This is a genomic window from Spirillospora sp. CA-128828, from assembly GCF_050945415.1.
Classification (GTDB): domain Bacteria; phylum Actinomycetota; class Actinomycetes; order Streptosporangiales; family Streptosporangiaceae; genus Spirillospora.
Genome location: NZ_CP191986.1, coordinates 1,742,487 through 1,763,860, shown reverse-complemented (window position 1 = coordinate 1,763,860; position 21,374 = coordinate 1,742,487). Strand labels below are relative to the sequence as shown.

Here is a 21,374-nt window from a genome sequence, read left to right as displayed (position 1 = left end):
GTCGCGTCACGGGCGCCCCGGCACGCGAGTAACCTTGCCAGGCATGCCCCAGACCACCTCCGGCGAGGCCGTCGAGCCTGCGGTGACCGGCGTCGCGCCGGACGACGGGCCGCCCCGGGGACTCCCCGTACGGCTGGCGCGCCGGGTGCGGCGGACCCGCCGGGTCGTGTGGCTGTCGCTGCTGGTCGCGGCGTCTGCGGTGGCCGCCCAGTGGGCGGTCATGACGCCGCCGCTGTACTTCGACCCGTACTACGTGTGGCTCGCCGCCCGCGACTGGCCCGACATCCCGCTCGGCCAGTGGCCGTTCGACGAGGTCCCGCACCAGGTCACCCGGATCGGGCTGGTGCTGCCGGCGCGGCTCGTCCAGGAGGTTCTCGGCGACGGGCAGGCCGCGTACTTCGTCGTCGCCGGGGCCGGCGGCGCCGCCTTCTTCGTCGGCACGTACCTGGTCGTCCGCTCCCTGTTCGGGGACGTGGCGGGCGTCGCGTCCGCCGCGACCCTGCTCATCCACCCGTTCTTCACGATGACCAACCCGTACGGCCACGAGATCACCTGGTCGACCGGGGTGATGCTGCCGGACATGCCGGGCGCCGGGCTGTTCACGATCGGGATGGCGGGCCTCGTCGTCGCGGGCCGCAGAACCGGGCGGGCGCAGACGCGCATGCTGCTCGCCGCCGGAGTGTTCCTCGGCGCGTCGTTCCTCGTCCGCGAATTCTTGGCGTTCCTGTTCCTCGCCATCCCCGCCTACCTGGCGCTGCTGCGGATCCCGTGGCGCCGCAACGTCACGGTCGGCGCGCCGATGCTCGCGATCCTCGTCCTGAACTTCGTCCACAACCAGATCGTGTGGGGCGACCCGCTCGCCGGGCTCATGTCGGCGGCCGAGCACGGCGGCCAGTCCCGCGACTATGTCACCCGGGAGCTCGCCGCCCGCTCGTTCCTGCGCGCGATGCACGACTGGAACCCGCTCGGCCTCGTCTTCACCGCCGCGCTGGCCCTCACCATCGCCGGCTGGGCCGTCACCCGCGACCGGCGGCTCGCGCTGGTCCTGGTGTGGTTCTTCACCCTCGCCGTCCCGCTGACGCTGTTCTCCGGCGTCCTCGACCCGGACAGCATCTCGCTGCGCGCCTGGCTGCAGCGGTACTGGTTCGCGGTGCTGCCGGCGCTGCTCGCCGGCGGGTTCGGGTCGCTGATCCTGATGTTCCGGATGGTGCCGCCCGGCCTGGTGTCCCGGCTGCGGCTGCGGACCGTCGTGGTGCCCGTCCTCGCCGTCGCGCTCGGCGGGACGTACGCGGTCGCCGCCGTCCGCGCCGTCCCGGACCTGCCGCGCGACAAGGCGTGGAACGAGCTGCGCGGCTACCTCGGCGACCACCGCGACATCACGCTGATCTGCGCCGACCGGCGGCTCGCGCAGACCCTCACCTTCTACACCCGCGACATGTGGGGCCGGCCGATCTGGCGCGGCGAGATCCGCGACTTCCCGCACTACCTGGGGCAGGTCCCGCGCAACGCGACGGAGGGGCCGATGCTCTACACGCGCTGGCGCGGCATGGAGTCGCAGATCGGCGGCGGCTGGCGCCCGTCACCCGCCGCGGGATGGACGCTGATGTGGCGGTCGTCCGACGGGATCCTGCAGCTCTGGAATCCGCCGCCGCCCGCGCCCGGGGACTAGCGGGACCAGGCGACCCAGTCGCCCTCGACCGTGCGGCGTCCGTCGACGACGTGCCAGCCGGGCGGGGCGCCCTTCGGCCAGGACGCGGTGGCGGGCTTGCCCTTCGGCCATGCCAGCACGACCAGGTCGACGTTCTGCGGCGGAGCGGTCCAGCGGGCGTCGAAGACGCTGCCGTCGCTCCACCAGGCCCAGTAGTACTGGGAGAGCCGGATCGTCCACCAGACGTTCCAGTCGACGGCGATGGACCGCTGCTTCGCCAGGTCGACGTTGCGCCGCAGGTCGGTGTGCGCGGTCTCGGCGCGCACGAGGGGCCGCGCGATCCGGTCGGTCGCGGTGACGCACATGCCGACCGCGACGAGGGTGAGCAGGCCCGCCAGCAGCAGCGGGCCGTGGCGGCGCAGTCCGGCGGCCGCGACCGCCAGGGCGAGCAGCACCAGGCCGGTGAGCGTGGCGTGCCAGAGGCGGAACGCCGTCCAGTCCCAGGTCAGGAACGACGTCTCCGGGAAGTCGTAGGCCGTGTAGGTGTACTGGGTGAGCAGGTCGCCCGCGTACCACTGGACGACGCACGCGGCCATGACCGCCATCCCGGCCGCCGCGCACGCCGCGCACAGCAGCGTCCGCCGTGACGCGCGCGCGAGGACCGCGACGCCCACCATGAACAGCACCGGCGTGACGCAGGCGAGGTAGCGGCCGTACACGTAGTTGCCGATCCGGTACTCCACCGGCAGCGCCGCCGAGGTCGCGAACGCGATGCCCGCGACGATCGCGAGGAGACCGAGCGCCAGCGCCCGCACCTGCCCGGGCGTGCCCGGCGCCGTACGCGGGCGGATGGCGAGGAACGCCACGGTGACGAGGCCGATCGCCGCCACGCCGCCGGTCGCGACGGCCTGGTACCAGACCTGGCCTGTGCCGAGCGACAGCATCCAGCCCCACCCGTCCAGCGTGGTGAGGCGCCGGACGACGTTGCCACCGAGGTCGTTGTCGCCGGCCGGGTACATGTGCGGCAGCAGCGATCGGTTCAGGAGCATCCCCGCGCCGGTCCCGGCGGCGAGGACGAGCGCGGCGGCGGACGCGTCGCGCCAGGACCGCCAGCGCCGCACCATCGCGATGCCGAGCAGCGCCGCGTGCACGACCAGCAGGATCGCGCCGCGCGTGTGGCAGGCGTAGGCGTACGCGACCAGCAGCGAGGCGCCCGTCCCGGACAGCGTCAGCCGGACGGACGCGCGGCGCCCGGCGGGCGGCGGAGCCGTCAGCCACGCGTGCGCGAGCAGCAGCCAGCCGACCAGGATCACCGGCAGGATCGCGTCCGTCAGCACGAACTCGGAGTAGAACAGCACGCACGGCAGCAGCGCCGTCACGTGCGCGAAGACGTACGACCAGCGCCGCCGCAGCCGCAGCCGGCGCAGCAGCAGGTAGGCCAGCGGCAGCATCGCCGCGCTGACCAGCGCGTTGATCACCAGGGCGGCCCGGTACACGCCGACCGGGCCGGCGCCGATCCAGAACGCGGGCGTCAGCAGCAGCGGGTAGCCGCCGCGGTAGACCGTCCCGAACGACATGTCGGCGTCCGGGCCGCCGGTCAGGACGCGGGCGGCGAACAGGTAGCCCGACTCGTCCGGCGTCGCCACCGGCACCGTCTGCCCCGATCCGAGCCACAGCCGGACCGCGACCTGCGCGGCCCAGCCGAGCACGAACAGCCAGGCCCAGCGGCGCCGGTCGAGCCGGGACGGGGTGGCGACCGGATCCGGCGGCGCGGCCTGTGGCCGGGTGACCGCCGCGGCGGTCGGCGACGCGGCGTCCGGCGGCGTACGTGTGCTCATGGGCGTACGGCGCGCCGGGCGCGGGCTGCCGGGGAACGAAGATCCATCGACGGTCAAGCCTGTCACAGTGCGGGCGGTGCGCCGGTCCCCGGCTCGGGAACATTCAGCAACTTCTCACGATTCGGCACGGTCCGTCCTGTCATGTTCTCAGATGGTGACGAACATCGGACGGCCCGGAGCACGCGCCGCTCCGGGGGGTGCCCGCGGCCGGTCAGCTCTCGGGTGCGTCGCCCTCGTCGCCGTCGTCGTCCGCCGACAGGTCCGCCCTGCGGGCGCCCGCCTTCGCCGGCTCCTGCCCGGGCTGCTCGGCGTCCGTCCTCCCGGCCTTGTCGGCCTTCGCGGCCTCGCTCCTGGCGACCTCGTGCGCGGCGGCGTCCACGACGCCCGCGGCCTCCTCCGCCACGTCGACGATCGGCGGGTGCTGGCGGCGGCGGATGCCGAGGATGCTGACGAACAGGGACGCGAAGATGGCCTGGAAGCTCATCACGAGCGCGGTCGCGGCGGGCACGACGATGCGCAGCGAGTGCCGCGGGTCCAGCTCGCCGAAGCTGTTCACCCGCCAGTGCAGCAGGGACGCGACGAGACCGCCGAGACCGGCGACCGCGAGCAGCCCGCCGATCAGCAGGCCGCGCTCCAGGCTCCACCAGTCGATGAGCTTCTGCACCCGGCGGTCGTGCGGCAGGAATCCCTCCTGCATCGCATAGACCTTTGTGAGCAGCGCGAACAGCACCGCCTGGAAGCCGATGATCAGTGCTGCGGACGCGCCGACCAGCGTGTCGACGTCGAACGCGATCTCCCCGACGGTGACCGGGCCGGTCGACAGCGCGATCCCGGCGACCAGGCCGAGCGTCATGAAGACGAGACCAGGGATGAGGAACAGCCAGCGGGGGCTGTAGAGCATGAGGAAGCGGAGATGACGCCAGCCGTCACGCCAGGTGTTCAGGTGCGGGGCGCGGGTCCGGCCGTCCGGCGACAGCGTGGTCGGCACCTCGCGGATGTCGTAGCCCTGCAGGGTCGCCTTGACGACCATCTCGCTGGCGAACTCCATGCCGCCGGTCTGCAGGCCGAGCCGCAGGATGGCTTCCTTGTCGAAGGCGCGCAGCCCGCAGTGGAAGTCGCCGATCTTGCTGCCGAAGAAGAGCCGGCCGACGAAGCTGAGCACCGGGTTGCCGAGGTAGCGGTGCAGCGGCGGCATGGCGCCGTCGGCGATGCCGCCCTTGAACCGGTTGCCCATCACGAGGTCGGCGCCGTCGCGCAGCTCGTCCAGGAACGGGCCGAGGGTCGTGAAGTCGTAGGAGTCGTCGGCATCGCCCATCGCGACGTACCTGCCGCGCGCGGCCCGGATGCCGCCCATCAGGGCGTTGCCGTAGCCCTTGTCGATCACGGGCACGACCCGGGCGCCCGCGTCGCGGGCGAGCTGCTGGCTGCCGTCGGTGCTGCCGTTGTCGGCGATGACCACCTCGCCGTCGATGCCCTTGTCCTCGAAGAAGCCGATCGTCTTGCGGACGCAGGTCTCGACCGTCTCCGCCTCGTTCAGACATGGCATCACTACGGAGAGTTCCACGCGTTCTCCTTCGTTACCCCTGGTGACCGTCTGCGGTGTTTTCCGATAATCTCTGTTGTTCCGCGGAGGCGGCCCGTCGTCGTTCATGATGCCTGCCGAGGACGGGTAATGATGGCCGCTCTCGTCAAGAGCACCCGTATCGTGTTGCCCACTTGCAACCGAAAATCCCACTCTGGATCGGTCGCGGGCGGCAGGCTAGGACGTCAAGCATACGGGCACGGCGGCCCGGAAAGGGTGGGACGGCTGTGACGCGTGCGGGAGAACGCAGTGCCACCGGACCGGGGGCCGGACATCGAAGGGGAGGTGCGGCAGTGGCGGGGGAATCGCCGCGGGGCACCGCGCTCGACGAGACGGCACAGGGCGGCACGGCCCTGGCCACGGCCGATGAGGCCGCCACGGCGGACGACACGGCGGGCGGTGCGGCCCCCGATCCGGACGCCTCCCCGGACGCCGCCGCGGACACGGCGCCGGACGACACGCCCGATGGCACGGCGACGGCCACCGACACGGAAAAATCCGTTAAGGACCGTCCGGAATCCAATGCCAAGGCGGGACCGGAAACGGGCGCCCCTGCGGACGAGACCGCCGAGCCGGACGTCCGGCGGCGGGCCCGCGGCCTCTGGACGCTCGCGCGCCGCCACCCCACGTTCAGTGTGATCATTGCCACAGCGGCCCTGCTCCGGCTCGTCGCGATGCTCGGCTACCAGCCGGTGATGTTCTTCAACGACAGCTTCGACTACCTGAACGTCGCGATGGACCCGTACCCGCATCCGCTGCGGCCCGACGGGTACTCGTTCCTGCTGGTCGTCCTCAAGCCGTTCCACAGCTTCGCGCTCGTCGCCGCGATCCAGCACCTCATGGGCCTCGCCATGGGCGTGATGATCTACGCGCTGCTGCGGCGCAAGTTCCGGCTGCCCGGCTGGGGCGCGGCCCTGGCGTCCGCGCCGGTCCTGCTGGACGCCTACCAGCTGCAGCTGGAGCACCTCGTCCTGTCGGACACCATGTTCACCTTCCTGGTGATGTGCGCGGTCACCCTGCTGCTGTGGCACGACCGCCCGACCTGGAAGATCGCCGCGGCGGTCGGGCTCATCGTCGGGATGGCGTGGCTGACCCGCTCGGTCGGGATGCCGGTGCTGCTCGGCGTGCTGGTGTACATGCTGGTCCGGCGCAGCGGCTGGCGGCTGATGGCGGTCACGCTGGCGGCCTGCATGCTGCCCGTCCTGGCCTACATGGGCTGGTACAAGGCCGACAGCGACAAGTTCGCGATCACCGAGAGCAACGGGATCTTCCTGTACGCGCGGGTCTACAAGTTCGCCGACTGCCACGAGATGAAGGACCTGCCGGTCAGCGAGTACCCGCTGTGCACCGAGCCCGCGAACCGGCTGCCCAACTCCCAGGACGGGATCTGGAACGCCCGCTCCCCGCTCAACCGCTACACCGGCACGCGGTTCAGCCCCGAGAACAACAAGCTCGGCAACGACTTCGCCAAGCGGGCGATCATCGCGCAGCCGGACGACTACCTGCGGGTCGTCGCGCACGACTTCTTCCGGGTCTTCCGGTGGAAGCGGACCGTGTTCCCCGACCCGGCGACGTACTCGCAGTACGAGTTCGGCAAGACCGGCCGCCCGCTGCCCGACTGGCACATGCCGCACGGCGGGACCGCGTCCCAGGACGCGCGGGGCTACGAACAGGGCGACGCCCGCACGCAGGTCGTGGAGCCGTTCGCCGGGGTCGCCCGCGGCTACCAGGACGTCTTCTACCTGCGCGGCACGATGGTCGGCGGCATCCTGCTCATCGGCCTGGCCGGGCTGATCCCGCTGTGGCGCCGGTTCGGCGGCGAGGCGCTGCTGCCGTGGACGCTCGCGACCGGGCTGCTGCTGGCGCCGGCGGCCACCGCCGAGTTCGACTACCGCTACGTGCTGCCCGCCGTCCCGCTGGCGGCACTCGCCGCCGGGATGGCGTTCACCCCGGGGGCCCGCCGCACGGTCACCGGCTGGACCCGCACCCTCGCCGCCCGCGTCAGGACCGGGAAGACCGCCGAAGACGCACCGCAGGAGAGCCGGCCGAGCACCGGCGTCCCCGCCTGACCGGCGCCTGGAGCGGAGCTCCAGCGGAGCGGAAGGCGCCGGTCAGGCGGTACTTGCCGGGGGGGTGTGGGGGGTCGCCCCCCACACGGGTACCGACCCGGCCCCGGCGTCGCGCCGGGGCCGGAGAGCGACCGCGGGTCGGGGCTACCAGGCGTGCATCCGGCGGAGATGGAAGACCATCGCCACGTCGCTGCCACCGCGGGCCTTCGGGACCTCGGCCTGCTTGCCGCGCACCGCGGACAGCGCCTTGACGTTCTGGCCGCCGCAGGTCGGGCAGGACCGGTCCATCCAGGGCGTCGTGCAGGGCTGGCCCTTCATCTCGTAGATGACGGCCTCGTTGCCGTGACCGTCCCCGGAGTGCCGGACCTCGAAGTCCTCGTCCCAGGTCGTCGCGCAGCTCAGGCACTCGAAGACCCATACCTCATGGCTCGACCACACATCCTGCACGGCACTCACCCCCTCGCTGACCATCTCGCCCGCGTTCCGATTCCATGGTGACTCGGCCGAGCCCATACTGGCCCCCGGTCGCACGCCACCGAGTTGCGTTATTCCCAGAAAGAACCGTTTGGACCGTTCCGATGCCGTGACTATTTCCTGGCTTTGACGACTGCGTCGTAAACGACTCGCTTGGGGGCGCCGTTCTCCCGGGCGATCTCCGCGATGGCCTGCTTGCGGGGCGTCCCGGCCTCCTCCCGGGCGGCGACCGCCGCGGCCAGGTCGGCCGGGTCGGACAGCCCGCGCGGCTCGGGCGCGCCGCCGACGACCAGCGTGATCTCACCGAGCACGCCGTCCGCCGCCCACGCGGCGAGGTCGGCGAGCGGCCCGCGCCGGACCTCCTCGTAGGTCTTGGTCAGCTCGCGGCAGACCGCGGCGGGACGGTCCGCGCCGAACGCCTCCGCCATGGCCGCGAGGGTGGCGGGCAGCCGGCGCGGCGACTCGAAGAACACCATCGTGCGGGGCTCGCCGGCCAGCGCGCCCAGCCGCCGGGCGCGCTCGCCCGGCTTGCGCGGCGGGAACCCCTCGAAGCAGAACCGGTCGGTCGGCAGCCCCGACACCGCCAGCGCGGTCGTCACGGCGGACGGCCCGGGCAGCACCGTCACCGGGACGCCCGCGGTGACGGCCGCGACGACGAGCCGGTACCCGGGGTCGGACACACCGGGCATGCCCGCGTCGGTGATGACCAGCACGTCCCGGCCCGCCAGCAGCTCCTCCACCAGCCCCGCCGCCCGCGCCCGCTCGTTCAGGTCGTTGTACGACACGACGCGCGCGGCGAGCCCGACGCCGAGATCGCCCGCGAGCCGGCGCAGCCGGCGGGTGTCCTCGGCCGCGATCACCGGCGCCTCCGCCAGCGCCGCCCGCAACCTCGCCGACGCGTCCTCGGCCCGTCCGATCGGCGCCGCGGCGAGCAGCAGGGTCCCAGTCACGCACCTATCCTCCCAGGGGGCGACCCCCTGGAACCCCCGTTACGGGCGGAAGGCCGTTTCCCGATCCGCTCCGCGTCTCGTGAAACGGCCTCCCGCCCGACGGGCCGTGCGACCTCCGGGCGTGACCGCCCTCCGGCCACCCGGCCGGTGACCGTAGCCGTGCCGTCTTTACCCAGGGCGGCGCCCCACTCGAACCCCCGTACGATGACAGGATGGCGACGACGGATCTGGCTTCCGCCCCGGCCATCGCGTCCCGGCGCAGGCCGCCACCGCTGCGCGAGTGGCTCGCCCCCGCGATCCCGGGGAGTCCATGGCTGTCCTGGCTGGGCCCGCTGCTGGTCACGGCGCTCGCCGGGTACCTGCGGTTCGCCGGGCTGGGGTCGCCGAAGGCGGTCGTGTTCGACGAGACCTACTACGCCAAGGACGCGCTCGCCCTGCTGAAGTTCGGCTGGGAGCACAACACCGTCGAGAACGCCGACAAGATGCTCATCGCCGACACGCACGCGAACATCTGGGGCAGCGGGCCCGCGTTCGTCGCGCATCCGCCGTTCGGCAAGTGGATGATCGCGGTGGGCGAGTGGATGTTCGGCGCGACGCCGTTCGGGTGGCGGTTCATGCCCGCGCTGGTCGGGACGCTGTCGGTGCTGATCCTGTGCCGGGTCGCGCGCCGGATGACCGGCTCGACGCTGCTCGGCTGCGCCGCCGGGCTGCTGCTGGCGCTGGACGGCCTGGAGTTCGTGACCAGCCGGGCCGCGCTGCTGGACATCTTCGTGATGTTCTGGATCCTCGCCGGGTTCGCCTGCCTGGTGAACGACCGGGACCGCTCCCGCCGCGACCTCGTCGACAGGATCGAGCGCGGCGAGACCTCGGTGTACGGCCCGTTCCTCGCGCACGGCTGGCGATGGGGCGCGGGGATCTGCCTCGGCCTCGCCTGCGCCACCAAGTGGACGGGGATCTTCTACGTCGCCGCGTTCGGGGTGATGACCGTCCTGTGGGACTACGGCGCCCGCCGCGCCGCCGGAGTGCGGTCCCCGTTCGCCGGGATGGTGCTGCTGGAGGCCGTCCCGGCGTTCGTGCAGATCGTCGTGGTGGGGCTGGTGGCGTACCTGGCGACCTGGTGGGGGTGGATCTTCAAGCCGGGCGGCTGGGGGCGCGGTGACGTGTCCAGCAGTGTGCTGCTGCGGCCGTTCGAGGCGATGCCCGACCTGTGGAACTACCACGCCCAGATGCTCAACTTCCATACCGGGCTGGACGCCAAACACCCGTACCAGTCGTGGCCGTGGGGATGGCCGATCCTGCGCCGTCCGGTCGCGTTCTTCTATACCGAGCCGAAGTCGTGCGGCGCGGACCGCTGCTCCCGCGAGATCCTCGGGATCGGCACCCCCGCGCTGTGGTGGGGTGCGCTCGCCGCACTGATCGTCGTCGTGTTCATCTGGTTCTTCCTGCGCGACTGGCGGGCCGGGGCGATCCTGCTCGGTTTCCTCGCGGGCTGGCTGTCCTGGTTCCCGTCGGCGTTCGCCGACCGGACGATGTTCCTGTTCTACGCGACGCCGCTGATCCCGTTCATGGTGCTGGCGGTGGTCCTGGTATTGGGCTACCTGATAGGACCCGCGCCTGCCGTGATGGCGGGCGCGCACGCGGCGAGACCTGGGCAGGGCCCGTACGGCGAGGCATTCGCCACCGCGCACGACCTGCCCGCCGATGCGCATGAGGACGGCGGGGCGTACGCTCCGGTCCCCCTCGCCCAGGGGGCGGGGATCAGGCGGCTGGTCGGCGCGGCCGCCGCGGGGGCGTTCCTGCTGGTGGTGCTGGCGAACTTCGCCTACTTCCATCCGATCCTGTCGGCGCAGACGATCCCGTACGACGACTGGCACAACCGGATCTGGTTCAAGAAGTGGGTATGACGCGCGGCTAGGCGACGGCCTCCACGGGGACGGCGGCGGGACGCAGCGTCCTGGCGCCCAGCAGGCACAGGACCAGGGCGAGGGCACCGCCCGCCCCGGCTCCCGCGAACGCGCCGGGGACACCCGCCACGTCCTGCCCGACGCCGGAGACGAACGAGCCGAGCGACCCGCCGGCTCCGACCGCCGCGACGACCCACGCGAACGCCTCGGTGACGGTCCCGCTGGGCGCGAGCCGGTCGACGAGCGTGAAACTGCACGCCAGCACAGGCGCGAGGAAGACGCCGGAGACGAACGCCAGCGCCGACATGACGACCAGGCCGGGCGCCATGACGAGCGGGACGTATCCGGCGGCGAGCGCGGCCAGCAGCCAGGGCAGCCGGTGGTGCGGCTCGCCCGCCCACGACCGGGCGCCGTAGACGATCCCGCCGGTGAGGGCGCCGCCCGCCATGCACGCCAGGAGCAGCCCGGAGGCGAGACCCCGGCGCTGCTCCTCGGCGTAGGCGACGACCGCGACGGCGTAGACGCCGAGCGCGATCCCGGCGCAGGCGAGCGACAGCAGCAGGACGCGCAGGCCCGGGGAGCGCAGCGGCCCGGCCCAGTCGGAGGCGCGCGGCGCGCCCCGCCATCTGCGGGACGGCCCGGACAGTGCGACGACGAGGGTCCCGGCGATGCCGAGGGCTCCGGTGATCAGCAGCGCCGTCTCGGTGTTGACGACGGCCGCGGCGACGACGAGCAGCGGCCCGACGGTGAAGATGATCTCCTGGGCGGCGGCGTCCAGCGCGTAGGCGGCGTCGACCTGCTCCGGGCCGTCCAGGACGTCCGGCCACAGGGCGCGCAGCCCGGCCTCCAATGGCGGTGTGGCGAATCCGGCGACGAACACGGCGGCGACCGAAACCGGCAGCGGGTGCGCGCCCACGGCGGCGAGCAGGACGAAGCCGGCGGCGGCGGCGCAGGCGGCCGGCAGCAGGACGCGCGGCTGGCCGAACCGGTCCATGGCGCGGCCGAGGACGGGCTGCCCGGCGGCCGTCGCCAGCCCGAGGATCGCGGCGAGGGTGCCGGCCAGGGTGTAGCCGCCGCCGTCCGCGCGGACGTGCAGGACGACGGCCAGCATGCCCATCCCGTTAGGCAGCCGGCCGAGCAGGGTGCCGCCGAGCAGCCGTCCCGCGTACGGCCTCCGCAGGAAGACGACATAGCCGCGCATCGATTCGGCCCCCGGATTCCCGTCATACGTAGTACTTACCGCGTCATACGTACCACTTCCGGGCGGGTCCGCTCTAGTCTGAATTCGTCACATTCATCCTCCGGGAGGCGCAGGTGCCGGCAATCAGCCGTCCCACCAGCAAGGACGTGGCTCAGGAGGCCGGGGTCTCGCAGTCCACGGTCTCGCTCGTGCTGGGCGGCAAGTGGAGCGGTCGTGTCTCCCCCGCCACCGCGCGCAGCGTGCGGAGCGCGGCCGAGCGGCTCGGCTACCGGCCCAACCAGGCGGCCCGGAACCTGCGTCTCGGCACGACCCGGACCGTCCTGCTGATGGTCCCGACCCTGACCGCGCCGTTCTTCGGTCCCGTCTACACGGGCGCGGCGAGGGTGGCGGCCCGGCACGGCTTCGGGGTGGTGGTCTCGACCTGGCCGGACGACGCGGTGGGTCCCGCCGACAGCCCGTTCGGGTCGGACGAGGCGATCGACGGCGTCCTCGCGTCCTCGATGGCCGTGGAGGCGCTCGCCGAGTTCCGGGGCACGCCGGTCGTGATGCTCGACAGCGGCCCGGACGAAGCCGTCCCCACGGTCGGCTTCGGAGTCGCCGACGGGATGCGCGCGATCGCCGGGCACCTCGCCGGGCTCGGCCACCGCCGGATCGGGCACGTCGCCGCCGCCGTGGACCAGTGGACGTTCCGCGCCCGCGGCGACGCCCTCACCGCCGCCGTCGCGGCCCTGCCCGGCGGCGTCCTGACCCGGGACCCGTGCGCGATCGACGTCACGGCGGCGAAGGACGCCGCGACCCGGCTGCTGGCGAGCTCCGATCCGCCGACCGCACTGGTCTGCGACGACGACCTGATCGCGGCGGGCGCGTACAAGGCGGCGCGCGCGCTCGGCCTGGACGTCCCGTCCGATCTGTCGGTCACGGGGTTCGACGACGTCCTGCTGGCGACGGCGCTGGAACCCGAGCTCACGACGGTCCGGCTGCCCGCCGAGGAACTGGGCGCGCAGGGCATGACGGCCCTGCTCGACCTTCTCGCCGGCCGCCGCCCCGCCTCCCGCGTCCTGCCCGGCGAGCTCGTCGCCCGCGCCTCGACGGCCATCCCCGCGGACCGGGTGCGGCAAAGCCGGGTATAAGGGGGCTCATGGGATCCCATCCGTCCGAGACCGATATCGAGCGGCATCCGGAGAACCGGATCGGCAGCGCACCGCCGCGGACGCGGGCCTGGCGGGACGGCAAGGTCGAGGCGGAGGGCTTTCCCGTCGCGGAAGTGAGCGACTACCTGGAGCGCCCGGACGTCGTCGTGTGGCTCGACTTGTGCGGGCCACGGCACGAGGACCTGCACGTCGTCAGCGACGAGCTGGGCCTCGACCCGGTCGCCGTCGAGGACGCCGTGTCCCGGCACGAGCGGGCGAAGCTCGACCGCTACGACGGCTACGTGTTCCTCAACGCCTACGTCCCGCGGGTCCGCGACGGCGAGCTCGCGATGAACGAGCTGTCGGCGTTCATCAGCGAACGCGCGCTGGTCACGGTCCGGCAGGACGGCGCCTTCGACGTGGACGAGCTGATCAAGCGGTGGGACCAGAGCCCGGACACCGAGGTCGGCGAACCGACCGCCGCGTTCCTGCTCTACGGCCTGCTCGACCTGGTCGTCGACCTGCAACTGGAGGCCGTGCAGGCGCTCGACGACGAGGCCGACGCGGTCGAGGACCTGGTCTTCGACGACAAGTTCCCGGTCAAGGAGATCCAGCGGCGCAGCTACCGGCTGCGCAAGAACCTGACCGCGCTGCGGCGGGTGGCGCTGCCGATGCGGGAGGTGCTCAACACGCTGCTCCGCCGCGACCTGCGGATCGTCCCGCCGCCGCTCGTCCCCTACTACCAGGACGTCTACGACCACACGCTACGCGCCGCGGAGTCGACGGACGGCCTGCGCGACCTCGTCGCCGACCTGCTCGACACGCGGCTGGCGCTGCAGGGCAACCGGATGAACGAGGTGATGAAGAAGGTGACCAGCTGGGCGGCGATCATCGCGGTGCCGACCGCCGTCACCGGGTTCTACGGGCAGAACGTCCCCTATCCGGGGTTCTCCCAGCACTCCGGGTTCATCATCAGCACGATCATCATCGTCGTCCTCAGCGTCATTCTCTACCTGATCTTCAAGCTCCGCGACTGGCTCTGATCGATTCACCTCGCCAGGTCACGGCACACAAATATCAATTTCCATATTGAATTCCGCGCTATATCAATATTGGACATGACCTTCGCCGTTCTGGTCTGCTCTCCGGCATGACGAAGAACACCACCCGAGCCGGGCGGCTCAGCGCCGCCGTCCTGGCCCTGACGGCCTTCGCCGGAGTCACCGGCTGCGGTTCCGGGGGAACCGCCGTGAAGAGCGCGGCGCCGCGGAGCAACACTTCCCACGCGCTTTCTCCCGACCCCGCCCAAGCGACGGTCACCCAGCAGATCAGCCGTATCGAGACGACGCACCACACGCGCATCGGCGCGTACGCGATCGACACCGGCACCGGGCGCGTCGTGTCCCACCGGCCGGACGAAAGCTTCGCGTTCGCCTCCACGTTCAAGGCGATGGCCTGCGGCGCGGTCCTGCGGAAGGCGCGGCGCACCGATCCGGGCCTGCTCGACAAGGTGATCCACTACACGAAGGACGATCTCGTCGAGTACTCCCCCGTCACCGAGAAGCATGTGGACACGGGCATGACCGTCGCCGCCCTATGCCATGCCGCGATCACCGAGAGCGACAACACCGCCGGGAACCTGGTGCTGAGGCAGATCGGCGGGCCGGCGGGCCTCACCGCCTTCTTCCGCTCGCTCGGCGACCGCGTCAGCCGCAGCGACCGCTGGGAGACCGCGCTCAACGACTGGAAGCCGGGTGAGAAGCGCGACACGACCGCGCCGCGCCCGTGGGCGAAGGACCTGCGGGCGCTCACCGTCGGCGACGCGCTCGCGCCCGCCGACCGCAGGCGGCTCATCGGCTGGATGAAGGCCACGGTGACCGGGGACAAGCGCATCCGCGCCGGGCTCCCGAAGAGCTGGACGGTCGGCGACAAGACCGGCACCGGCGGCACCTACGGCACCGCGAACGACATCGCGATCGCCTGGCCGCCGTCCGGCCCCCCGCTGATCATCGTGATCACCACGAACCGCCCCGCCGCCCACGACGAGGCCGACGACCAGGCCGTCGCCCAAACCGCCCGCATCCTTTCCCAGGCTCTCCGCTGACCGCGCCGGCCCTCGGCGCCGGAGGACGCCGGGGGCCGCACGGGTCGGTCAGACCTTTTTGAGGAAGGCGGCGGCGATGGGGGCGGCGGCTTCGGCGCCGGTGCCGCCGCCCTCGACGATGACGGCGAAGGCGACGTCCTTGCGGTAGCCGATGAACCAGGCGTGGGTCGGCGGGTTGTCGCCCTGGCCGAACTCGGCGGTACCGGTCTTGCCGGCCGTACCGGACGGGAAGGCGACGCCGGACGCGGTGCCCTCGCTGACGACGGCCGGCATGAGGGAGTGCAGCGCGTTCCTGACGGCCGGTTCCAGCTTCTTCGGCGCCTCCGGCTTGCGGCCTCCGGCGTCGGCGGCCTGCGCGGCGAGGGCGGCGTCCACCAGGCGGGGCGAACGCCAGGTGCCGTCCGCCGCCGCGGCGGCGACGCCCGCCATGTTGAGCGGGCTGGTCAGCACCTCGCCCTGGCCGAAGGAGGCGGAGGCGAACGCGGTGTCGTCCTTGTTCTCCGGGAACGCCGCCCGGACGGCCGGGAGCCCGGCGATCACCGGGGCGTTGAACCCGAACTGGGCCGCGACCTGGGCGAGCCGCTTCTCGCCGAGCTTGTCCACGGCGAGGCGCGCGAAGGTGGTGTTGCAGGAGTGCGCGAAGGCCTCACGGAGCGGGATCGTCCCGAAGTCCTCGTGCTTGTAGTTGTGGAACGAGCGCCCGCCGACGTTGGTGGTCGCGGGGCATCCCACCTTCGTGGACGGGGACATGCCGCCCGCGACCAGCGCGGCGGCGGTGACGACCTTGAACGTGGACCCCGGCGGGTACCGGCCCATGAGGGCGCGGTTGTAGCCGCCGGGCTTGTTCGCCACGGCGAGGATCTCCCCGGTGGACGGGCGCAGCGCCACCATGGACGCCGGCTCCTTCGCGGCCGCGAGCGCGTTGCCCGCGGCCGCCTGCACCTTCGGGTCGATGGTCGTCTTCAGCGGCTTGCCCTCGGTGCCGCCGAACCGCTGCAGCGTCTTCACCGCGTTGCCGTCCGCGTCCACGATCTGGACGGCGAGCGCCGGTGTTCCGGCGAGCCGCCGCTCGTACTGCTTCTGCAGGCCGTCCGCGCCGGCCGGGTCGCCTTTCTGGTAGGGGGCGCCGAGCTTCTTCGCCGCCTCGGCGGACGCGGGCCCGACCGGCCCGGCGAGCTGCTGCGCGGACCCGGACGGCGAGGTGCTCAGGTCACTGCCGTCCGCCGCGAGGACGGCGGCGCGGTCCGGCCAGGTGCGGCCCGCGCGAAGCCGCTGCCCCTCCTTGAGCTCCGGGTACACGACCTGCGGCGACCACCGGACGAGCCACTTCCCGTCCTTCTCGGCCAGCGGCAGGGACCCGGTGTACTTCCACGTCCGGTCACCGGCCAGCGTCAGCTCGGCGCTGTAGGAGCCGCCCGCCCGGTCGTCCTTGGGACGTCCCACGGAGGCGACCGTGTAGCGCTGCCGGGTGACGCCCAGGTCGTCCCGCATACGGGTGAACCGGGTCTCGAAATCCGCGGGCGGACGGTCGGTCAGCGTCTTCATCGTGGCGACGTCGCCACTGCTCCAGGCCGCGAGGTAGCGCTCCGCGGTGTCCCTCGGATCGGCTCCGTCGCGCAGGAACCACACCGCCCCCGCCCCCACGATCACGACCGCCGCCACGATCGCGGCGGCGGCGAGCACACGGGATCGGCTCATCGCCTGAACTCCTTCCCCCTCGATGAAGGCACAAGGACACCAGCCGCCGCCCGAAAAGTCCAAGATTGATATCGATGTCGGGAAGATATGAGGATTGATATCATCGCTTGTCGTGAACCTGGTGGGGCATCTGCGATGCTTCGTCGTGGTCGCCGAGGAACTGCACTTCGGCCGCGCGGCGGAGCGGCTCGGCATGGCCCAGCCGCCGCTGAGCCAGCGTATCCAGCGGCTGGAGAAGGAGCTCGGCGTGCGGTTGTTCGACCGGTCCAGCCGGCGGGTCCGGCTCACCGCCCCGGGCGGCCTGCTGCTGGACGAGGCCCGTGACATCCTCACCCGCGTGGACCGCATCTACTCCGTCGCCGAGCGGGCCCGGCTGGGCGAGGTCGGCACGGTGCGCGCCGGGCTGCCGAGCGACCTCGGCGGGCCGATCGTCGCCGCGCTGATCGCCTCGTTCCGGGAGCGCCGCCCGGACCTGCGGCTCGATCTGCGCGAGACGGGGACGGACGAGCAGGTCCGCGCGCTCGCCGAGGGCGCGCTGGACGCCGGGGTGGTCCGGCATCCGTGCGACTCACGCGACCTGGAGCTCGGCCCGATGCTGGGGCAGCCGCTCGGGGTGCTGCTGCCCGCAGCCGGGGAGCTCGCCGCGTCGCCCGAGGTGCATCTCGCCGACCTCGGCGCCCGCGACCTCGTCGTCCCGCCGCGCGGCGAGGCGCCCGGCGCACATGACGAACTGCTCGCGGGCTGCCGGCGGCACGGGTACGCGCCCGCGGCCGTGCACGAGGCACGGCATCCGGGGTTCGCGCACGGGCTCGTCCTCGCGGGGACGGCCGTGGCGATCGCCCCGCGCACCGACGACACCGCCGGGGTGACGTGGCGCCCGCTGGTGGGCGAGCCTCTCGCATGGCGGACGTCCTGCGCGTGGCGGCGGGCGGGCGACCCCGACCACGCCCGCGCGATCGCCGACTTCACCGCCGTCGCGACCGCCGTGCTGCGCGACGAGGCGGACATGACGCCACTGGACGGCGCGCCCACCCGCCGCGTGGTTCCTCGGCCGTCTTCGGGGTTCCTGGCATGAGCGAGACGAACCAGGTCGTGGACGTCAGGGCGCGCATCGAGGCGGAGTTCCAGTCCGCCGGAGTGACCGGGTTCCTGCACGTCGTGGACATGGACACCGGGCGGGAGATCGCGGCCGGCGCGGACGAGCCGGTGGTGCTCGCGTCGGTGTTCAAGGTGCCGCTGCTCGTCGCGTTCCACCGGCAGGCCGCGGACGGCCTGCTCGACCCGGCCGAGCAGGTCACGCTGCGCCCGGACGACCGCACCGCCGGCCCGACCGGGGTGTCGGCGCTGCTGGACGACGTGCGCATGTCACTGCGCGACCTCACCTGCCTGATGATCACCGTCAGCGACAACGCCGCCGCCGACCTCGTGCTGGACCGGGTCGGCCTGGACGCGGTCAACGCGACGGCCGCCGCCCTCGGGCTCCGCGACACCGTCATCGAGGTCGACGGCCGGGGACTGCACGAGTCCCTGCTGACCGACGCAGGGGTGAGCGACTTCGCCGAGGTCTGGGCCAGGCTGGACGACCCGGCCGTCCGGGCCCGGCTGCGCGCCCTCGATCCGCTCCGCACGAGCCGCAGCACGCCACGCGACATGACGCGGCTGCTGTCGATGATCTGGCGGGACGAGGCGGCCCCGCCGGACGGCTGCGCGGCGATGCGGCGCCTGTTCGGCCTCCAGGTGTGGCCGCACCGCCTCTCGTCCGGCTTCCCCTACGACGACGTGGTGGTCAGCGGCAAGACCGGCACCCTGCCGACCGTCCGCAACGAGGTCGGCGCCGTCGAGTACCCGGACGGCGGCCGCTACGCGGTGGCGGTGTTCACGAGGTCGCTGCTGCCCATCGCCGTCCTGCCACAGGCCGACGCCGTCATCGGCACCGCCGCCCGCCTGGCCGTGGAATCGCTCCGCCGTCCCTGACCGCGCGGCAAGGGTGACGCAATGAGCACACCACGTCCCCGGGAAACGTAGGCTGTACCCCGGTTTTAAGCCTTCTTGGGGAGAGTTTCGTTGCGGCTGCCGGATCATCTGGAGCTACTGCTCACCGACGAGCCGGTGCTCGACGTCTACTCGCATGGTCCGTGGCGCGTCCCGGACGGGCTGTTCGAGGAGATCTCGGCGCGGATCGACGGGCTGGCGGCCGACCCGCGGGCCGTGGAGCTGACCACCGACGAGCACAAGCTGCTGACGCTGCCGGCGTCGCTGGTCACCGCGGAGATCTTCGGCATGCTGGCGTTCCTGCCGGGCGGCGGGGCGATCAAGGCGGGGTCGTGGTCGCAGCTGCCGGAGCGGCTGCTGCACCGGCACCTGGTGAACCCGGGCCCGCTCAGCACCCGGATGACCCGCTGGGACGCGCCGGGCGGCCGATGGCGGCCACCGGTGGACTGGCTGATCGAGGCGCCCGACCGGGAGCTGGCGATCGAGCTGGCCCGCGACTGCCTGTCGGTGCTGGAGGGCATCGAGCCGCTGGAGGAGCGGCGCAAGGCGCTGCTGCGGCTGTACGACGACCCGCCGGTCTGCGACGTGAACCTGCCCAAGATGGAGCTGCGGGAGCACTGGCACGCGCACGCGGGCGACGACATCGTCGCGGCCGTGCCCGAGCTGCTCGGCCCGGTCGGCTACCTGGAGTGGGTGTCCGCCGGGCTGCTCGCGTCCTACGAGCATCTGACGGAGGCGGCGCCGCGCGAGGAGAGCGTCGAGGTCCACCTGATCCAGCTGCTGCTGCAGGGCAGCATGGAGCACGTCCCGGCCGAGCTGGCGGTCGCGCTGGGCGAGGACCGCTACGACGAGCTCCAGCGGCGGTTCGCCACGGAACGCCGCGGGTTCAAGGCGGGCGCGTGGCAGGAGCGGACGCGGGCGTGGCTCGTCCGCGCGCTGGTCGCGGGCGCCGCCGACGCGTGCCGCGGCTGGCTCGACATGGCGATGCGGTTCATCGCGGTCGTCCAGGGCCTGCCGGGCGACCCGTGGTTCCCGAAGGCCGAGTGGATCCCGGTCGGCCAGTTCCAGACGGACCTGCGCCGCCTCTACGCGCCGCGCCGCCGCGTCGTCAACCCGCTCACCGAGACGCTGACGAGCGCGCCCGCGGCGGACGGGGCGGCCGGGCAGAAGGCGGCCGCGCGTCCGGAGATCGCCACATCGCTGGTGGAGCAGCCGGAGGTCGTGGCGGCGCTGGACGAGCTGACCCGCGGCAGCGACCCGGTGCGGTTGCTGATCTGCGGCCCAGACGGCACCGGCAAGCGGGACGCCGCGCAGGAACTGGGGAAGGCGCTCGCGCTCGGCCGCGACCCGCACTGGGTCACCGACAACCTGTTCACCGGGCAGCGCCTCTCGGACGCCGTCGCCAAGCTGCACGCCGACGCCCGCGACTGCGCCGGCGACCGGCTGCTGATCATCGAGGGCCTGGACGGCGTCGTCGCCGACCCCGGCAACGGCGAGGCGCTGGCCGCCGAGCTGCACCGGCTCCTCGCCGTCCACCCGGACCTGAACCTGGTCGCCCTGTGCGACGCGGGCGGCGAGGAGCGGATCCGCGAGGTCAACCCGGTCCTGCCGCAGCGGTTCCGGATCGCGCGGACCCGGCCGTTCACCGCGGCGGGGCACGCCGAGCTGTTCCGCCGCGCGCTGGACGCCCGCGGCGTCCGCGGCACCCGGCCGGCCGTCGAGGCGGCGGGCGCGCTGCTGGCCGCGACCCCGCCGATGCAGACGCTCCGCAACGCCCGCCTGGCCCCGCACCTCGCGGACCAGGTGGTCGCCGCGGTCCGGGCCAGGACCGCGGCGGACGCCGAGCCGGTCGTCCGCAAGCCCGACATCCCGCTCGCGCTGGACACCGCGCAGGCCGCCGGCGACCCGCTGGCGGAGCTCGCCGACCTCACCGGTCTCGACACCGTCAAGCACGAGATCGCGCTGCTCGTGGCCGGGACGCACGCCGCGCGGCTGCGCAGCGAGTCCGGTCTGAGGATCACCCCGCCGACCCGGCACATGGTGTTCACCGGCAATCCGGGCACCGGCAAGACGATGGTGGCCCGGCTGCTCGGCCGCATCTACAAGCGGCTCGGCGTCCTGTCGTCCGGGCATCTGGTGGAGGCGTCCCGCGCCCACCTCGTCGGCGAGTACATCGGGCAGACCGCGCCCCGGACGCGCCGCCTGGTGGAACGCGCGATCGGCGGCGTCCTGTTCATCGACGAGGCGTACACGCTGACGCAGTCGCCGCTGAAGGGCGACTACGGGCACGAGGCGATCGCCGAGCTGGTCAAGCTGATGGAGGACCACCGCGACGACCTCGTCGTGGTCGTCGCCGGCTACCAGCAGGAGATGGCCGAGTTCCTCGCCGCCAACCCCGGCCTGGACTCCCGGTTCCCCAAGCAGATCCACTTCCCCGACTACACCGATGACGAGCTGATCACCGTGTTCGGGCAGCTCGCCGCCGCCGACGGGTTCGAGCTGGCGCCCGGCACCGACGACGTCCTGCGGACGATGCTGCGGGGGGCGCCGCGCGGCCCGTCCTTCGGCAACGGCCGCCTGATGCGCAACATGCTGGACGTCGCCGTCGCCAACCAGGCGGACCGCGTCGCCTCCACCGCCGTGCCGGTCGCGAGGGACGCGCGGACCGAGAAGGGGAGCGAGCCGGTCCAGGCGCCGTCCAGGGAAGAGCTCATCACGCTGACGGCAGAGGACCTGCCCCCGCTCCTCGACCACCCCGAGGAGTTCTTCGGCCTTTATCTCTGA

Annotated in this window: 15 protein-coding genes; 9 read left to right on the top strand and 6 right to left on the bottom strand. The window is 72.8% G+C overall.

What is annotated here, in order from left to right:
• The first annotated feature begins 43 nt into the window (after positions 1–43).
• Complete coding sequence (locus ACQPXG_RS09015) at positions 44–1,669, top strand: ArnT family glycosyltransferase (protein WP_433467163.1); 1,626 nt, start codon at positions 44–46, stop codon at positions 1,667–1,669.
• On the opposite strand, the gene ACQPXG_RS09010 is transcribed toward ACQPXG_RS09015, so the two are convergent.
• Together ACQPXG_RS09010 and ACQPXG_RS09005 are read right to left on the bottom strand one after the other, a co-directional pair.
• Complete coding sequence (locus tag ACQPXG_RS09010; RefSeq protein WP_433467162.1) at positions 1,666–3,486, bottom strand: hypothetical protein; 1,821 nt, start codon at positions 3,484–3,486, stop codon at positions 1,666–1,668. The genes ACQPXG_RS09015 and ACQPXG_RS09010 overlap by 4 nt on opposite strands.
• Before the next feature lie 211 nt (positions 3,487–3,697).
• On the bottom strand, positions 3,698–5,050 hold the full coding sequence (locus ACQPXG_RS09005) for a glycosyltransferase family 2 protein (RefSeq protein ID WP_433467161.1): 1,353 nt from the start codon (positions 5,048–5,050) through the stop codon (positions 3,698–3,700).
• A gap of 311 nt (positions 5,051–5,361) precedes the next feature.
• Here ACQPXG_RS09005 and ACQPXG_RS09000 point away from each other — a divergent pair, with 311 nt between their 5' ends.
• Complete coding sequence (locus ACQPXG_RS09000; protein ID WP_433467160.1) at positions 5,362–7,137, top strand: hypothetical protein; 1,776 nt, start codon at positions 5,362–5,364, stop codon at positions 7,135–7,137.
• Positions 7,138–7,281: 144 nt separating this feature from the next.
• Here the strand turns inward: ACQPXG_RS09000 and ACQPXG_RS08995 are convergent, their stop codons facing one another.
• Complete coding sequence (locus ACQPXG_RS08995; protein ID WP_433467159.1) at positions 7,282–7,584, bottom strand: hypothetical protein; 303 nt, start codon at positions 7,582–7,584, stop codon at positions 7,282–7,284.
• Between the two features lie 140 nt (positions 7,585–7,724).
• Positions 7,725–8,561, bottom strand: coding sequence for a 16S rRNA (cytidine(1402)-2'-O)-methyltransferase (gene rsmI / locus ACQPXG_RS08990; RefSeq protein WP_433467158.1), 837 nt, complete (start codon positions 8,559–8,561; stop codon positions 7,725–7,727).
• Positions 8,562–8,773: 212 nt separating this feature from the next.
• On the opposite strand from rsmI, the gene ACQPXG_RS08985 reads away from it, so the two are divergent.
• On the top strand, positions 8,774–10,465 hold the full coding sequence (locus ACQPXG_RS08985) for a dolichyl-phosphate-mannose--protein mannosyltransferase (protein WP_433467157.1): 1,692 nt from the start codon (positions 8,774–8,776) through the stop codon (positions 10,463–10,465).
• Positions 10,466–10,472: 7 nt separating this feature from the next.
• Here the strand turns inward: ACQPXG_RS08985 and ACQPXG_RS08980 are convergent, their stop codons facing one another.
• A complete protein-coding gene (locus ACQPXG_RS08980; protein WP_433467156.1) occupies positions 10,473–11,666 on the bottom strand; it encodes an MFS transporter in 1,194 nt (397 codons plus the stop codon).
• A 113-nt stretch (positions 11,667–11,779) separates the two neighbouring features.
• Here ACQPXG_RS08980 and ACQPXG_RS08975 point away from each other — a divergent pair, with 113 nt between their 5' ends.
• From ACQPXG_RS08975 to bla, 3 genes are all read left to right on the top strand, one after another.
• Positions 11,780–12,796: a LacI family DNA-binding transcriptional regulator gene (locus ACQPXG_RS08975; protein WP_433467155.1), complete on the top strand. Its 1,017-nt coding sequence runs from the start codon at positions 11,780–11,782 to the stop codon at positions 12,794–12,796.
• Positions 12,797–12,804: 8 nt separating this feature from the next.
• On the top strand, positions 12,805–13,839 hold the full coding sequence (locus tag ACQPXG_RS08970) for a magnesium transporter CorA family protein (RefSeq protein ID WP_433467154.1): 1,035 nt from the start codon (positions 12,805–12,807) through the stop codon (positions 13,837–13,839).
• Positions 13,840–13,946: 107 nt separating this feature from the next.
• Entirely contained in the window at positions 13,947–14,900 is a 954-nt protein-coding gene (gene bla / locus ACQPXG_RS08965; protein ID WP_433467153.1) for a class A beta-lactamase, read from the top strand.
• Positions 14,901–14,948: 48 nt separating this feature from the next.
• Here bla and ACQPXG_RS08960 read toward each other — a convergent pair whose 3' ends face one another.
• Positions 14,949–16,598, bottom strand: coding sequence for a penicillin-binding transpeptidase domain-containing protein (locus tag ACQPXG_RS08960; protein WP_433467152.1), 1,650 nt, complete (start codon positions 16,596–16,598; stop codon positions 14,949–14,951).
• Between the two features lie 112 nt (positions 16,599–16,710).
• Here ACQPXG_RS08960 and ACQPXG_RS08955 point away from each other — a divergent pair, with 112 nt between their 5' ends.
• From ACQPXG_RS08955 to ACQPXG_RS08945, 3 genes are all read left to right on the top strand, one after another.
• Positions 16,711–17,673: a LysR family transcriptional regulator gene (locus ACQPXG_RS08955; protein WP_433467151.1), complete on the top strand. Its 963-nt coding sequence runs from the start codon at positions 16,711–16,713 to the stop codon at positions 17,671–17,673.
• A complete protein-coding gene (locus ACQPXG_RS08950; protein WP_433467150.1) occupies positions 17,670–18,572 on the top strand; it encodes a serine hydrolase in 903 nt (300 codons plus the stop codon). Before ACQPXG_RS08955 ends, ACQPXG_RS08950 begins: the two co-directional genes overlap by 4 nt.
• 90 nt (positions 18,573–18,662) lie before the next feature.
• Positions 18,663–21,374 (top strand): AAA family ATPase, encoded by a 2,712-nt coding sequence (locus ACQPXG_RS08945; RefSeq protein WP_433467149.1) that lies wholly within the window; start codon positions 18,663–18,665, stop codon positions 21,372–21,374.

Bases quoted from the DNA above. Each gene is read 5' to 3' on its own strand.
- ACQPXG_RS08950 (WP_433467150.1), top strand. From the start codon at position 17,670: ATGAGCGAGACGAACCAGGTCGTGGACGTCAGGGCGCGCATCGAGGCG.
- ACQPXG_RS08985 (WP_433467157.1), top strand. From the start codon at position 8,774: ATGGCGACGACGGATCTGGCTTCCGCCCCGGCCATCGCGTCCCGGCGC.
- ACQPXG_RS08970 (WP_433467154.1), top strand. From the start codon at position 12,805: ATGGGATCCCATCCGTCCGAGACCGATATCGAGCGGCATCCGGAGAAC.
- bla (WP_433467153.1), top strand. From the start codon at position 13,947: ATGACGAAGAACACCACCCGAGCCGGGCGGCTCAGCGCCGCCGTCCTG.
- ACQPXG_RS08960 (WP_433467152.1), bottom strand. From the start codon at position 16,598: ATGAGCCGATCCCGTGTGCTCGCCGCCGCCGCGATCGTGGCGGCGGTC.
- ACQPXG_RS09015 (WP_433467163.1), top strand. From the start codon at position 44: ATGCCCCAGACCACCTCCGGCGAGGCCGTCGAGCCTGCGGTGACCGGC.
- ACQPXG_RS09010 (WP_433467162.1), bottom strand. From the start codon at position 3,486: ATGAGCACACGTACGCCGCCGGACGCCGCGTCGCCGACCGCCGCGGCG.
- ACQPXG_RS08980 (WP_433467156.1), bottom strand. From the start codon at position 11,666: ATGCGCGGCTATGTCGTCTTCCTGCGGAGGCCGTACGCGGGACGGCTG.